The following is a 16,137-nucleotide window of genomic DNA, read 5'->3' as shown; positions in this document are numbered from 1 at the left end:
AAATACCGGCAATTTGCCGGTATTTTTTTATAAGAATGTTAGGATATTATCTCTTGATAATTTTTCCTGTTGAAGATCTGGAACCATTATTAATTGAAATAATATATATACCTTTTGGTGCATATGACATATCCAAATTATAATTATAACGACCTTCTATGTTCCGTAATTTATAATCCAATAGTTTTTGTCCTAAGAGGTTATAAACGTTTAATGTCAATGTTTCTGTAATTTCGGTAGTAATTAGGCTAATATCAAATTGGCTATCACCTCTATCTAAAATAAGTAACTCTGCAACTTCATCAAAATTTTCTCCAATTCCTAACGGAGCAGTGTTTTCACAAAACTGAAGACTCCAATCTAATAACTGACCACCGTTTCCAAATGAATTATCCTGAACAGTCAATGTCCAATCCCCAGCGGTAGTTAAACCATCGAAATCAGATAAATTACCTTCCGGTCTAAATGCACCTATATAAGGAGCAGTACCATCAACAATTGAGGTTTCTGCTTCATCATCAAACACAGTACTCGTAAAGTTATCGTCAAAATCTCCGTTATCGGATGTCAATTCAACCGTAGTAGTTCCATCTGGAGCAGTAAGTAAAATTGTAAGGTCACCAACACCTGTATGATCAATATTAACGGTAACATTTACATCGTCGATAGTTACATTTTCCGCGAAATTAATTACCGAGGTAATCTCAGTAAGTGTTATAGGAATAGTTTGAGGTGTTGTATTCGTATCTGACTGACAGGATAAGTTATCGACAGTTTTGGAAGTGTTATCATTGGCAGAAACAGCGTCATTATTTAAAAGAGTTCTTGCAACAATTTCATAACTACCTATTGTGGAAAGATCAGCAACTGTTGTAAATGTGTAAGACATTGTAGCACCAGGACCTAATGTTGATGTAATTGTTTCAATAATAGGACTATCGCCATTAATAGTATAAGATACATCAAAACTAGACTTAGCTTCTCCACCGTAATTTTCGATACTTACAGTAATAGCTTCAGAGCCTAATCCTTCTCCACTTGAAGGGGATGTGATAGCAGTTACTCCAACGTCGTTTCTAAATAAACTGTTTATGTTAATAGTTTTACTATCGTTTGTTGTACTTTCATCTCCAGCTAGCAAGGTGGTAGCAACAATACTATATATTTGATTTTCTCCAGAAAGATCCGCAGTTTGGGAAAATGTAAAATCTGCACTTGAAGAAGAAGCAATTGTGCCTGTAAAAGTTTCCGTTAAGATAGCACCGCTATCTATTTGATACGAAACGTTAAAATTTGTTGCCGCATTCGCTCCAAAATTAAAAATAGTAACAGTAATGTCTTCATTTACAGTGTATACTCCTGAAGTAGGTAAATCAATGTTTACAATACCAATATCATCCGATTTGTCAGGAGCGATTTGAAACACACCAACTACGTTTGCTCTGCTTGTATTCATATATTCGGTGATAAACCAGAATTTACGATCATTAAAAGGATCAATATCCATTTTACCGTAATCTCCATATCTCGTGCCAGGAATATTAGCATTCCCTGCAGCTATCAACGTTTCTGAAATGGACAAAGTATTCAGATCATCATTTTGAAACCTTCCAGAATAGTACGAACTTACGAATGTGTCAGTAGTTCCACCCATTCCAGTATATCCCAGAGCAATATTTCCGGCATCATCCATCATCATACTTCCATTCCAGGCATGTTTACCATCAGGAGAAGTATAGGTTCCTTCTTGAAAAATACTCCAAGGTTGCCCATCTCCATCTTGTCGCAATTCATACCAACGTATACCTGCAAGTTTATCTGCAGAACCATCTGTATCTACAGTAAATGTAAATACTGCAGAGTTGTGGGTGTCAAATTTTCTAAACTGTGCTTGATTCATCACAGTTGCTTGTAGTGCATCTATTAAAGTTCCACCATTGGGTTGCTCCAGGTTGCTGAAAGACCCTCCGTCAAATACACTTACAAAATCCGTAGTGTTTAATTCTAAAGGTTGAGAGATCGTTGAATTAGCAGGAGTACTAAAATCAACATTGATAGTCCATATTTTTAAATGGTCTTGAGTAATTCCGGCAAAAGCATCATCTTGAAGATACACTATTGGAGCATTACCGGCTGCAGGTAAATTGGAATTACTTACATTAAATGCTTGAGGGCTATAGAAACCAGCTGTTGCAATACCCGGTAAAGGAAAAGCAACAATTTCTGCGGTAGCTTCTCCTGCTAACATCGCAGTTCTATCCATTACAAAAACCGCGTCGTTAGTTCCAGCGCTTCCAGAGTTAACATTAGCAGTCATATAATACCCATCAGACCAAACAGAAAGCTTTTGATAATCATTTATATTCGCAAACGAATATACTGCCCAGTTATCGTTAATAGGATCTGGTCCTTGTGAAACAGCAACTTCTACGTGACCATCACTTGAATATAGAATAGAAAGAACCCATCTATCTGCTGCATTATCATAAGAAACGGTAAGGTCACAACAACTGCCAGAAGAAAACAAATTGTCTGGAGATAATGCCGCAGTTAATGCGACACCACTTTTATCAAAAATACGATAACCTGTATTAAAAACAGCTATTACGTGGTTTGGTCCTGTTCCTATTGATGGATCGGTAGGTTGGGAACTTGAAGTCACACTGTCAAAAACTAACTCAGGTGTTCTACCTGGTACTTTTTGCTCAATTTTATTTTTGTTTTTTGAAAGAATATCATCTCCGGTAGATCCTTTACCTATAATTGGGTTTATTTTAGACATTCTACCATCTTTCATTTCTTCATTTTTATCAACTGCAGGTATCAGGTTAGATTTTGCAGCTAGAGGAGTAACAACTCTCATTGATGAAGATTGCCAATGGGCTCTTGCCTTTACTGGATTACTGGTTTGCGCATAACTATTTATAGATATCGAAAGCCCTATAAGTAGTACAAAATAGAAGTTTTTCATTGTAGCGTTTTGGATTAATTTATAAAGTCATTACGTATAAAACATTTTGAAAGGGCTAAACCCTACTATACAAAAATGGTTTCTACATAAATTTTGATTATGAAAATATCAAATCGCACAAAAATCGCTGATTTTTATTTATTACTCATAATAATTTATTAAAAATATGGTTTCATTTTATATAAAATGTCTGTATTAAGTGTTTCCTTTTTACCATATTTTGAAGTTTAATTGTATTTTAGACCAAAAATCAAGATAATTCTCATCTTATAAAATTCTCTAGTATGTCATTGAAAAGGATATCTTTCTTTTCTTTTTTGTTTTTCTGTACAGTTGGTTTTTCTCAAAATAAAAAGGCCATGACTGCTACTTTGGTTACGACTTCTAGTTATATGAAGGAAATTGAGCCCTTGATTGGTAAAAAATTAATTTCCGAAGAACCCCGAGAAGGTGAAGTAAATCCTAAGAGAACAGGAGCGAATAAAATTGTTCCAAATAAAGGATTACCCAAAGGGCAGGATCCCTTATTGTTTAAACAAAAAAATGCAAGTAACAGCAGAATTAGTAGAGTCCCTTCGTTGGTTTTTGAAACTAATTCAAGTGCGGTCTCTCCGACAGACCCAACCGGAGCGATAGGTCCTAATCATTACATTAGCGCAAAAAATTCTGCATTTGCAATATACGATAGAAATGGAAATGTTTTGGTGCCTTCAACTTCGCTAACTAATATTTTTCCAGGGGAATCTTTAGGAGACCCCATAGTATTTTATGATAATTTTGCCGATCGTTTTGTGGTTACGCAATTTAGCCAAACACCTAATGGTTTTTTAGTAGCTGTATCCAGAGGGCCAGATCCGGTAAATGATGGATGGTTTACCTATCGTTTTAATACAGGTAGTTTTCCGGATTATACTAAATTTTCAATTTGGTCTGATGGGTATTATGTAACCGCTAACAAAGATCAGGGACAGCAAATGACCAGTGAGGTGGTATATGTTCTTGATCGGGAACAAATGCTAGCAGGAGCTAGTACCGCACAAATGATAGGGTTTCCATTACCAGGAGCAAGAATAGGCGGTTTTTATAGTCCGGCTTCTTTTCATGCTACCGGAAGTATACTTCCACCAGAAGGAGATGCTAAGATTATTTATTTTCAAGATGATGATTGGGAAGGAGTTAGCCAAGATGCATTAAAATTATGGACCATTGATGTTAATTGGATTAATCCCGAAGAATCTACAATTGCAGAAGCTGAAGAGCTGACAGTGAGTAATGGAAATATAACCCCTTTTGACTCTACATTTGATGGCGGGTCATTTGCAAACCTTCCTCAACCAGGGATAGATGGACAGGATATTGATGTGTTACAAGGAGCGGTTATGTACGCAACGAACTACAGAAGATTTTGTAGTTATAATACTGTGGTACTCAACTTTCCTGTGGATATTGATAATAGACAAGACTCTGATGATATTGCAGCTATTCGATGGTATGAACTTCGCCAAAATGGAGACGATCAGCCCTGGTCGGTTTATCAAGAAGGAACATACACTTCTCCGGGTGGAAAAAGTGCTTGGTGCGGCAGTATGGCGATGGATATTTTTGGTAATATCGGGATGGGATACACAACTATGGGTACTATAAGTGATGGAGCAAATCAGGATAGTTTTGCCTCCATAAGATATACCGGACGGTTAGCAGAGGATCCGCTGGGGACGATGACTTTTACAGAACAGACAATCGCAGTAGGTACAGATGTAGATAGAACTACCAGAAATCGATATGGGGATTATGCTCAAGTTACTGTAGACCCTATTGATGATCAAACATTTTGGCATATTGCTGAGTATTTTGAGAATTCGGGAAACAATGCAAGAAATATTGTAGGAGTATTTAAAATTGCAGAAAACGTATCAAATGATGTAGGAGTAATTAGTATTGATGCTCCAAATGATGCAACCTTTACAACTTCAGAGATAATTACGGTTACCATTAAGAATTTTGGAATTACTACACAAAGTAATATTCCTATAAGTTATGTTATTAACGAAGGTGCTGCTGTTAACGAAATTTTTACAGGGTCGATTGCTCCTGGACAAACTGCCTCATTTACATTTAATACAACTGCAGATCTAACTGGCGGAGTGACTTCACTTATTACATCAGAAACTAATCTGGCGGGCGATGTTACTCCCGAGAACGATTGTACATCCAAAAAAGTTACAAATTTATTGCCAAATGATGTGGGTGTAATTAGTTTGGTGTCTCCTGTTTCAGGAGGCGGTCTTACTGCTACAGAATCTATTACAATAACAATTAGAAATTATGGGGGATCTCCAAAATCCAACATACCTGTTTTCTATTCTTTGGACGGAGGAGCTCGTGTAAATGAGACCTTCACAGGAACGATAGCGGTAGGAGAGTCAGCTCCATACACATTTGCAACCACAGCAGATTTATCAGAATTTGCAAGTTATGTTTTTGAGATTGGGACGTTAATGATAATGGATGAAGACACAGATAATGATGCTATTACTAGGGTGATTGAACATCGATTGTGTGCTCCAACATCAGACTGTGTACGATTTGGTGATGGACTTTCATTTTTTGAATTGGCCAATATATCAAACCCAAATATCGAATGTAGCGATGGGTATACTGATTTTACAGATTTGGTAATCAATTTGGATAGATCCATAGGGGTGTACACATTAACAGTCCAGGCAGGTTTTGCAGAAGGTGATGCAGAGCGCTTATCCCTATGGATAGATTATGACGACGATACCATTTTTGAAGATGAAGAGTTGATTATTGATAATCAAGTCATAGCAGAAGAAAATGTGAATCAAACGTTTCTTTTTTCATTAGGAGATGAGGCTCCTTTGGGTACTCATCTGCTTAGAGTAAGAGCAGGCGATACGAATACCAATAACGGTGCAGATCTAAACGACCCGTGTGGATCGATGCAATTCGGGACTACTCACGATTATACTGTAGAAATTGGAGAGAATACGAATCCAAATACTGATCTTACTGTAATTAGTCAGCCAAATGATCAGTTTTTGATTACGATGAGTGATGCTAATGCAGATGCTATACTTAGACTAAGTGTGTTTACAATCACTGGAAAAACAATAGCTTCCAATTTAGTAGCAAAAGATGCCAATAGCAGATTTACATATTTGCTAGATATGTCTTACGCGAGCACTGGAATTTATTTTGTCAGATTAGGAAGCAATAAAACAGGGAAATCAGCTAAATTTTCGGTAAATTAATCAGCACGTTTGCTAATTTCTTTTATAGAAACAGGTCTCGCTTCTCTACATCGGCTATTCATTCTTAAATCACTATATTTTACCCAGACTTTCTCCGGAATATCACCTTTAAAAAAATCCTGAATATTTATAGGGTCTAATCTATCACTATACTTTTCTACAGTAAGAATATAGGTACAACCTTCAGATTTATTACTTGTTAGTGTTCCTTTGATAAATCCTTTTTCCAACATTTTTTCTGAATTAACGGATTGAGAATCGTTTGTAGTATTGTTGTTCGTGTTACCTTCTACTTTTTTGGTAGTATTACAGCTATACATACAAAAAGTAATAATTAAACACGAAATTTTTAGTAGCCCACTCATAATTTTTGATTTGTTGCATAAATATAAGAATAAGTCTTAAAGCCAGTATTAAAAATATGCTCTAAGTTGAATACTCCCGGTATGAATTGTATTAGCAGTTTCACTTTTTCTGCCTAAATAGGACACATTGAGATCAAGGTATTTAGTCAGTTTTTTTTGTGCTAAAAGAGACCAAGTGTAATTATCACCTGGTTGTAAACCATTTAATAATTGATATCCAACTGGCGAAAAAGCATTTCCCGTAAAATCGTTGTTAAAATAATTAAACTCACCTGTTACAGATACCTGTTGCTTATTAGCATACGTAAATGAAACTCCTAATTTTTGTTGTGCAAGGGCTTCTTCTCCAGAAATATTTTCTTGATCATTCAAGAGATAGAAGATACTGAATTGTGTCTGTGGAGAAAGCAGGTATGATAGCTTTGGTTCAACTTTATAACCTTCCAGCAAATAGTTTCTATTACTAAAATTTTCAGAAATACTTTCGGTTTCTATAAACTCATTCTTCAGATCAAAAAGCCAAGTTTTAGCCATTTTATGAGCAAATATAACTTGATGACTATTAATAATATTTTCCTGAATACCAGTAACCTGTAAGCTGGTGTTTTTTGATGATAGAAAAGTATACGACGTAGTGTAGCGCTGTTTTCCCCGGTTAAAAAACAAGGTGTTTCTAAAACTGAGATTTAGTGCCAATTCATTTTCGTCCTTTCTAAAGGGGTTAAGGTCAAAAGAATTATCATCACGCAGATTTTTTCTGTCGACAATATACGAGGTTTGATTATAAAAATGCGACAGTATTTTTTTCGTTTTACTTTTTGATCCCGACCATGAAATGGGATTTAATGTAACGATCTGGCTTAATCTGTTTTGATGTGTTTTCACAAACAGCTGGTTAGGTAACAAGACTCTCAAATAAACAGCTTCATCAGTAAACTGAGCAATTTCAAATTCTTCCAATTCCTGAATACCATTATTGTTATAATCATTCCAGGTATAGGTTCCTTGACCCGGATCTACTTGTAAATAGGTAAACTCTTGTTGAGGTAACGTACCGCTATTGGTTTCAAAAACAGTATTCCAGTTTATTTTGCTATTAAAAAATTTCTGATTGTATAACAATCTAGAGTTTAAGGATTGTTCATCTTCTCTGTTTTGATCTTTATTATTTAGTGTTCTATAATTTACAAATAAAGATAACTGGGTATTTGCTGTATTGAGTAAATTGGATTTTAAAAAATATGTGTTAGAGGTACTTACTTTGTCTAAAAGATTATTTCTTACACTGTCGTTGATGCGATGTCTATACCCGATTTCTGCATAAATTTTTGTGCTGTCACCGACTCCGCTATAGATTTCATAAGATTTAAAACGCTGTGTATTGAAGGTAAAAGTCTGATCAGTGACGTTTATCTCTTTATTTTCTTCTGTGGCTATTTTGCTACCAATCCAATTTTTTGGAAAGCTATACATAAGGGCACTATACAGTCTAAAGAATCTAGCATCTAACACATCATTTTTGTTGTTCAACAGGCTTGAATATATAGAAACACCAAATTTATTAAGTCGCAGTTCAGTGCTTAACAGATGTCGGGTACCAGCATAGTTATCCGAGAAACTAAGATGTTCAAAAGAATATCGTGTCACTCCTTTTTGAGGATGAAGAAGTTCCAGCCCGGATGTAAAAAAAAGTTGATCTCCAAGTGGGTTGTTTAGATTCCAGTCTCTGTTAAATTCTACATTGTAAATTCGTTCAATACTTTTAAATTCGTTCTGAATATAATCTGCGTTGGCAAATGCATTCACGGTCCAACTACTATCTCTAGAAAAAATACGCTGCTTCAGCTGTAGTCTTCCTGCTACCCCGTCATTATCGTTGTCATCGAGGTCAGAAAAAAGGTTCAGATCATTTTTACTTCCTGAAATTTCGAATCCTACGAATGTTTTTTCATTCGGGATATAAGAACCTTGAACTACCGCTGTCTGCAATTTAGTAGGAGCTACTAGTTGAACTATCGGCGCATAATTACCTTGTGGTATTCCGTTAACAGGTGCCACATACTCAAAAATACGACTAATGGTAGAGACATCTCCTATAATATAATCACCTTGGTTATCACCTACTAAAGAGAAACGAACATTAAACAATTCGTCTTCAGGATTATTCGAAAACACAAAAACTTCCTGACCAGCTAGAATATCTCTTCGATACAGAATCTTGTTTTCACTAAATACATCGGGAACGGCAGAGGGTGAAATCATTTGGCTTGTGTCATCGCCGGCATCTGCTAGGATCTCTTTTTGTGGATCACTGAGGTTCTGTTGCAGTGGTTGGTTTTTTGCATCATTTTCTGAGTACACAAAAGCGCCAATTTTTAGTTTATCACTGGTGTGCTCGCCACCTCCGTATACGATAATTCTCGAGTAATTACGTTCTGTGGTTTGATATTCTATGGATATCCTCATGTCCGAAGTAATCGGATAGGTTGGATTAAAGCGCACTTCTCCCGCATTATAATCAATAATATAATCCTTGTTTTCACCTCTTTCCAAAAGCAATCCGTTAACATATACCCGTTCGCTACCAGATACAATTAGAATAAACAACTCTCCATTAGGACCTGTTAATTTATACGGTCCCTGATTTCCTTCTTGTCCGGTAAACTGGCTTCGGGTAAAAACACCTCTAACCAAAGCTCCCGAAGCAAATAAACCGGTCTTAGATGCTGGATGATGCAAGGTTCCGTTGATAGAGATTCCTTGTACATTTTTGGTAAATCTATTAAAATAACTTGTGGTGTTTTGTAGCTGTACATCACCAGCTCTTACATTCCATTTTTTACTATACAACTCGATAAAAACCTGATCAAATTCATCTAGATTTTGGGAATATCCGCTCTGTTGTACCGGAACATTTGCATCCTGTATAGATGCCCGCAAGGATACATTATCACTTATCTTTCCAGAAATTTGCAGATCCAGTTCAGAATTTAATACAGTGCTTTGATTACTTCCTACAGTCACTCCTCTAGAGATGCTACCATTGGTGGTGAGTCCGTCAAAAGGTGTAAACTCTTTTTTGTTATTGGCTTCAGACAGACTATATAGCTTTTGTAGATCACCACTTTCTTCAACAATAATGGATGGGTCAAATTCAAAATATTTTTTAGTCAAAAAATCAGGATAACGATAGTAGTGAATGATGATGGAGTCGTTTTGGGTTTGTATCTGTGGCGATACGGTAACGGATGCTTTTTCAAAATTTACCTGATACAGTGTACTATCGATAGCAACCCCTTGTTTTGAAAATAATTTAAAATCAAAAGGATTGATACTTACCGAATCAATACGAATGGTATCAGTAACACGGACTTTTTTACTTCTAAAATTGACCGAAATATCCTGCCCAAGTATTGTACTGGTACAGAAGAAGAACAAAAAACCTAAAACCGTAAAAATGCGCATCGATACAAAACTAAAGTTTTTCACTTACTGAGGTAATGTAAACCCCTTAAATTACTATGATTTGTGCAACAACTATTGATTGGAAAGGTTATTATACTACTCAAACACCTAAATTATTCCTATCTGCTAGTTCATTTTTAACTTTACTGCCGTAATCAATATTTCCATAGCTATTACTATGCAAATAAATCATAGTGTTGTAAAATATAAAAAGTAACAACGCATTCGAATGCACAATTTAGGTGTTCGAAAAGTATATTTTTAGAATAACGCTAAAAGTAGTATTAAGTTTTGTGAGTTTTTAATTATTTAAATAAAAATCTATGACTGATTATATTGATAAAAAAAGTTGGTGGCGCAAGAATCGAGGCTGGATCTTTGGGACTTTGATACTCATAGTCGGTTTTGTCATTACCATATTGACAATTTTAGGAAAACCAATAGGTGATTTTACCAAAGCCGTTGTTGACCCATCAGTGTACAATTCTGCTTATGATATGGTACAAGATGATGAGCGGGTCATTACATTGTTGGGAGAAGTACAGCCCATTAGTATTTTTGAAGTTTTGGAAGGTGAAGTACGATATACTGAAGAAGGTAAAGCGATGATAACCGTCGGAATCAAAGGTGTTAAACAAAAAGGGAAAATGGATATTGTCGCTTTTAAAAATAATAATAGCTGGCAATACCAAACAATAAGAATCCGAACTAAAAAACCAAAGAAAGTAATTGATGTTTTGGATATGTAACTGCCTTGAATCAGTTTTTGTCATCCAAGCCTTTGGACCAACCTCAGTATATACTTTGGCCGGAATCCATATTTATGGAGGGATGATTACTATAAAAAGTAATTTTAAAATATCTTAGCAACAACTTTTAATCATAACCATATGAACCTACTAAAAACCATTATCTTTTTCCTGTTAGCAACCAGCTTTGCTTTTTCTCAAACCGAAACAGTAAACGATACCATCGTTGCCTCGCAGTATTTTAAAAAAGCAGATTCTTTGTTAACTGAAAGAAAATTAGATAGTGCTATTGTTTATTATAAAAAAGCATTACCTATTTACGAAAAAGCGAAAGCTTGGGAGCGAGTGGCTGGGTGTTATAATGGGATGTCGAAACAGTTCTATAATCGTCAGGATTACGAAAAATCTATTCAGTTTGCAGAAAAAACTCTTGAAGTTTTTAAAACAACAATAAAACAAGAGAGCATATTAGAAGCAACATCATATCACATTTTAGGGAATTGCTATCGAAAAAAAAGCGTATTTGACAAATCTTTATTTTACTATCAAAAAGCGTTAGATATAAGATTAAGGTTAATTCCAGATAATCATGATGAACTTTCTGAAAGCTATTTTGCTATCGGTTTAAATCATAGAGACAATGGAATTTATGATATGGCGATAAAAAGCTTTGAGAAGGGATTAAAGATTTGGAAATCGAAAGAGGGAAGCAAAAACAAGAAAGCAGGTAACTTTTATTTTAATCTTGGCACATCATTATATGACAAAGGAGACTATAGTAACGCAATTATTTATTATAAAAAAGCTTTAGATATTCATAAAAAAGTCTTGGATGATAACCACGTTTATATTGGATATGGATTAGCAAGTATAGGTAACTCCTATTCAGCAATTTTTCAAAATCAAAAGGCTCTGGAGTATTATACTTACGCACTAAACTTTTTTAGTTCTGATATATCATATAATAAAGCTTTAATTCTAAATAATATCGGTACGGTTTTTTTGGATAATGAAGATTTTGATCAAGCTTTAGAAAACTTCGAAAAAACTTTGGATATTTTAGAGAAACTGAATATTGAAGAAAATGATATAATTTCAATTGCTAATCATAATGTTGGATTGGTCTATGATAGGACTAAAGAATATGAAAGAGCAATTCATTTTCATAGGAAAGGGTTAATACATAGGGAAAAATCGATTCGCTCCAATCATCCACTTATTGGAGATTCTTATATGTATTTTGGGAATAGTTATATGGAAGCTGGAGAATACGATTTAGCATTGAAGTTTTATTTTAAAGCCTTAAATACCCGTTTAGAGAATTTTGGAACGTTTAGTAAACAAGTTTCAGAAACCAATGTGAGTATAGCTATAGGGTTTGATAAGATAGGTAATTATAATAACGCTTTGAGCTATTATGATAAGGCCTTAGAAGCTTACGGAATTATAATTCCGAAACAGGGAGAAATTAATTTTAAAAATTTAATTGATTCTAAAAATTTGAATACAGCCAATAGTGTTGTTTATACTTCCATCGCTGGTAAGGCTAATGTAAACAAAGAAATTTATAAAAAGGAAGGTAATCCGGAATACTTAGAAAGATCCAAGATTATGTTTGGGTATTTCGATAATTTTATTGGTGGTTTGAGGCTTACTTATGATATGGTTAGTGATAAGAACTATTTTTCGCTTCAGACAAAAGATATTTATAAAAATGCTATTGAAACACAATTGATTACAAAACATAAGGAAGCAAACTTTATCAACCTAGAAAGTGCATTTCATTATTTGGAGAAAAGCAAAGCAAATACGTTAACAGAATTACTAAATTTGGGAAACGCCAAAACCTTTTCAGGCCTATCCTCCAATTTGATCGACTTAGAAAAAGACCTTAGAATTGACAAAGCTTTTTACCAATCAAAAATCAATGAAGAACTTTCTCAAAAGGAAATCGACTCCTCTAAAATTTCTGGCTTCGAGAGCAAACTTTTTGATATCGCCAGAAGACAAGACTCATTAACAGAGGTCTTAGAAAAAAATTATCCAAAATACCATCAACTTAAATATAATAACGAAGTGATTACAGTAGCAGAGGTTCAGGAAAGGTTAGATGAGAACACCACCGTATTAGAGTTTTTTACAGCCGATAGCACTACTTATGCATTTACCATTTCCAAAAATAAGATGAATGTCAAAGAACTTCCTACCCCAAAACTTGGCGAGCAGGTGGAAACATTTCGGGCTGCTATGACCAAGGACTACGAGCAATATCAACAAGCTTCTTATGGACTATATCAAACATTGATCGCTCCTATGAAAGAAGAGCTATCTGGTAATCAGCTAATCATAGTTCCAGACGGGCCTCTTTGGCATCTTAATTTTGATTTGTTGTTTACACAAGCAGATGCATCAAATAATCCCAGGAACTGGCCCTATCTTTTAAAAGACTATGCCATCTCTTATGCCAATTCGGCAACGCTTTTATTTAGAGATGAATTACAAGAGCAATCGAATGCTAAAGAATCACAAGAATGTTTGGCTTTTTCGTTTTCAAGTGGTGATGATACTGCAGAAACCCGAAACCTAAGCCTGAAAGCTTTCAGAAGTTCGAGTATGGATTTACCGGGTACTCGAGAAGAGATTAAATCCATCTCTAATATAGTTGATGGACAATATTTTTACGGATCTGAAGCTACCGAACAAAATTTTAAAAAACACGCGGGGTCTTACAATATTTTACATCTGGCATTACACGGAGATGTAGATAATGAACGACCCGAGAACTCAAAATTATATTTTACCAAAAGTAAAGACACCCTAGAAGATAATTATTTATACAGTCATGAATTGTTTGCGTTAGACATCCCTGCAGAATTAACGGTACTGAGTGCCTGTAACACAGGAACCGGTAAAATAGCCAAGGGAGAAGGGATTATGAGTTTAGGTAATGCATTTCAATATGCCGGAACCAAAAGTTTATTGCTAACTAATTGGGAAGTTTCTGATGATACCACTCCCAAAATTATGGAGTATTTCTATACCAACCTTAAGGATGGTAAGAATAAAGCAGAAGCGTTGCAACAAGCAAAATTACAATTTCTAGCCACTACAAATCAAGAAACAGATCATCCTTATTATTGGGGAGGCTTTTATTTGCTAGGTGATACGACTGCAATTCAGTTGCAAGATAGCAATCAACTATATTGGTGGATTGGATTTGGTATTTTGGCATTGATCTTAGTAAGTTTGTTTTGGTATAGAAGAAGACATTCTGTTCTTAAGACAAATGTGGATGGCTATCGAAGTAAGGGCTAGAGGTATGTCATTCCAGCGAAGGCCGGAATCCATATTTATGGAGGTATGATTACTATAAAAAGTAATTTTAAAATATCTTAGCAACTGTTTTTTAAAATAAAATATGAAAATAATATCATACAACGTAAACGGAATTCGGGCTGCACTAAAAAAAGGTTTTTTGGATTGGTTACAACAGGCGGATCCAGATGTCATCTGTTTACAGGAAATCAAAGCGAATAAAGAACAATTAGAACTGGATCTTTTTAAAGATGCTGGATACACCTATAACTATTGGTATAGTGCTCAAAAGAAAGGATATAGCGGTGTCGCAATTGTATCCAAAACAGCACCCAATCATATAGAATACGGTACCGGTATCGATTATATGGATCACGAAGGACGTAATCTTAGAGCAGATTTTGATGGAGTTTCTATTATGAGCTTATACCTGCCAAGTGGTACTAATTTAGACCGGTTGGACCATAAACTTCAATATATGGCAGATTTTCAGAAGTATATTAATGAACTAAAACAAGTATATCCTAATTTAGTAATTCTTGGTGATTACAATATCTGTCACCAGGCAATTGATATTCATGATCCCGTTCGTAACAAAAATGTGTCCGGGTTTTTGCCGGTAGAGCGCGAATGGATTGGTAATTTTATCGATAGCGGTTTTATAGACTCTTTTAGACATTTTAACTCAGAACCCCATAATTATTCTTGGTGGAGTTATAGAGCCAATGCCAGAGCAAATAACAAAGGATGGCGATTGGATTATGGCATGGTAGCACAACCATTACAAGATAAACTAGAAAGAGCCGTTATTTTATCAGAGGCAAAACACAGTGATCATTGCCCGATTATGGTGGAATTAAATTTATAAGAAATAATATACAGAATTATCATGCTAGATTATCACACTGAGCTTGTCGAAGTATTATATTAGTAAAGTGGGATATATTTAGTCTTGGATAATCTAAGACCTATATAAAAACGAAAAACATGATAAAAAGAATCGTACTAATAATATTCATTGCAACTTTTACGACATCCTGTGTTTCTTCTAAAGTACATAAAGAACTAGAAGGAAAGTATGCGAAACTAAAACGAGACAACCGGAAGCTTGAAGACAAGTTTAGAGCATTGCAAAAAACCAGTGAAGCAGATAAACTTGCGATGGATCAACTCAATGATGCCTACGAAAAAACCAGGGCAGAAAGAGATGAATTACAGACTAAATACGATGCACTTTCTGCGAACTATGAAAACCTGAAGAATTCATATGACGCTTTAGGTAAAAATAGTGCTGCGGCATTAAATGCTAATAATAAAAGAAACAGAGAGCTTTTGTCTCAATTAGAAGAAAAAGAGAGGGCTTTGGCTGAAGAACGAAATCGACTGGAAAAACTACAACGGGATTTAGAAAGTCGCTCCAAACGAGTGAATGAACTAGAAGGTTTGATCGCGGCAAAAGATGCTAAAATGCAAGCCTTGAAAACAGCTATTTCTAATGCGCTACGCAATTTTGAAGGTAAAGGATTAACAGTCGAAGAAAGAAATGGTAAAGTGTATATTTCTATGGAGAATAAGTTGTTATTTGCCTCCGGTAGTTGGGCAGTAGGTACGCAGGGACGACAAGCTGTCAAGCAATTGGCCGCTGTACTGGCAGAAAATAATGATATCGCCGTGTTAATAGAAGGGCATACCGATAATGTGCCTTATACGGGTAATGGACAGTTAAAAGGAAACTGGGATTTATCAACCAAAAGAGCTACGGCAATCGTAAACCTGTTGTTAGAAAATCCACAAATAGATGCGCAAAACCTGACCGCTGCAGGAAGAGGAGAGCATTCGCCAGTGGCATCAAACGAAACCAGTGAAGGGAAAGCCAAAAACCGACGAATCGAAGTAATTCTAACACCTAAGTTAGATGAAATTACAAAGCTGTTAAATGATATATAACACTCGCTGATAATGAGGTATAAAAAAAGCGGTCAACTAAATTGACCGCT

At 35.3% G+C, this 16,137-nt stretch carries 8 protein-coding genes; 5 read left to right on the top strand and 3 right to left on the bottom strand.

The annotated features are described in order from the left end of the window. Positions 1–46 precede the first annotated feature (46 nt). Positions 47–2,971 (bottom strand): proprotein convertase P-domain-containing protein, encoded by a 2,925-nt coding sequence (locus ACWGOQ_RS05640; RefSeq protein WP_452056102.1) that lies wholly within the window; start codon positions 2,969–2,971, stop codon positions 47–49. 284 nt (positions 2,972–3,255) lie between these two features. Here ACWGOQ_RS05640 and ACWGOQ_RS05635 point away from each other — a divergent pair, with 284 nt between their 5' ends. Next, the gene (locus ACWGOQ_RS05635) at positions 3,256–6,246 is read left to right on the top strand and encodes a GEVED domain-containing protein (RefSeq protein WP_452056103.1); all 2,991 of its coding nucleotides are present in this window, start codon (positions 3,256–3,258) and stop codon (positions 6,244–6,246) included. On the opposite strand, the gene ACWGOQ_RS05630 is transcribed toward ACWGOQ_RS05635, so the two are convergent. Both ACWGOQ_RS05630 and ACWGOQ_RS05625 read right to left on the bottom strand, forming a co-directional pair. Further along, a complete protein-coding gene (locus tag ACWGOQ_RS05630) occupies positions 6,243–6,611 on the bottom strand; it encodes a hypothetical protein (RefSeq protein WP_452056104.1) in 369 nt (122 codons plus the stop codon). The two genes, ACWGOQ_RS05635 and ACWGOQ_RS05630, sit on opposite strands and share 4 nt — an antisense overlap. A 48-nt stretch (positions 6,612–6,659) precedes the next feature. Beyond that, positions 6,660–10,076 (bottom strand): DUF8818 domain-containing protein, encoded by a 3,417-nt coding sequence (locus ACWGOQ_RS05625; protein ID WP_452056105.1) that lies wholly within the window; start codon positions 10,074–10,076, stop codon positions 6,660–6,662. Between the two features lie 323 nt (positions 10,077–10,399). Here ACWGOQ_RS05625 and ACWGOQ_RS05620 point away from each other — a divergent pair, with 323 nt between their 5' ends. From ACWGOQ_RS05620 to ACWGOQ_RS05605, 4 genes are all read left to right on the top strand, one after another. Continuing rightward, positions 10,400–10,825, top strand: a complete 426-nt coding sequence (locus ACWGOQ_RS05620) for a cytochrome c oxidase assembly factor Coa1 family protein (protein WP_452056106.1) — start codon at positions 10,400–10,402, stop codon at positions 10,823–10,825. 141 nt (positions 10,826–10,966) lie between these two features. Next, positions 10,967–14,140 carry a CHAT domain-containing protein gene (locus tag ACWGOQ_RS05615; RefSeq protein ID WP_452056107.1) on the top strand — a complete coding sequence of 1,058 codons (3,174 nt, stop codon included), beginning with the start codon at positions 10,967–10,969 and terminating at the stop codon, positions 14,138–14,140. 103 nt (positions 14,141–14,243) lie between these two features. After that, on the top strand, positions 14,244–15,008 hold the full coding sequence (locus ACWGOQ_RS05610; protein ID WP_452056108.1) for an exodeoxyribonuclease III: 765 nt from the start codon (positions 14,244–14,246) through the stop codon (positions 15,006–15,008). Positions 15,009–15,127: 119 nt separating this feature from the next. Beyond that, positions 15,128–16,087: an OmpA/MotB family protein gene (locus ACWGOQ_RS05605; RefSeq protein WP_452056109.1), complete on the top strand. Its 960-nt coding sequence runs from the start codon at positions 15,128–15,130 to the stop codon at positions 16,085–16,087. Positions 16,088–16,137 lie beyond the last annotated feature (50 nt).

This window comes from Aquimarina ulvae, assembly GCF_053613295.3.
This window is presented reverse-complemented; position numbering and strand designations above follow the sequence as displayed.

Excerpts from the sequence above, each read along its gene's own strand:
- ACWGOQ_RS05640 (WP_452056102.1), bottom strand. The coding sequence starts at position 2,971 with ATGAAAAACTTCTATTTTGTACTACTTATAGGGCTTTCGATATCTATA.
- ACWGOQ_RS05635 (WP_452056103.1), top strand. The coding sequence starts at position 3,256 with ATGTCATTGAAAAGGATATCTTTCTTTTCTTTTTTGTTTTTCTGTACA.
- ACWGOQ_RS05630 (WP_452056104.1), bottom strand. The coding sequence starts at position 6,611 with ATGAGTGGGCTACTAAAAATTTCGTGTTTAATTATTACTTTTTGTATG.
- ACWGOQ_RS05625 (WP_452056105.1), bottom strand. The coding sequence starts at position 10,076 with ATGCGCATTTTTACGGTTTTAGGTTTTTTGTTCTTCTTCTGTACCAGT.
- ACWGOQ_RS05620 (WP_452056106.1), top strand. The coding sequence starts at position 10,400 with ATGACTGATTATATTGATAAAAAAAGTTGGTGGCGCAAGAATCGAGGC.
- ACWGOQ_RS05615 (WP_452056107.1), top strand. The coding sequence starts at position 10,967 with ATGAACCTACTAAAAACCATTATCTTTTTCCTGTTAGCAACCAGCTTT.
- ACWGOQ_RS05610 (WP_452056108.1), top strand. The coding sequence starts at position 14,244 with ATGAAAATAATATCATACAACGTAAACGGAATTCGGGCTGCACTAAAA.
- ACWGOQ_RS05605 (WP_452056109.1), top strand. The coding sequence starts at position 15,128 with ATGATAAAAAGAATCGTACTAATAATATTCATTGCAACTTTTACGACA.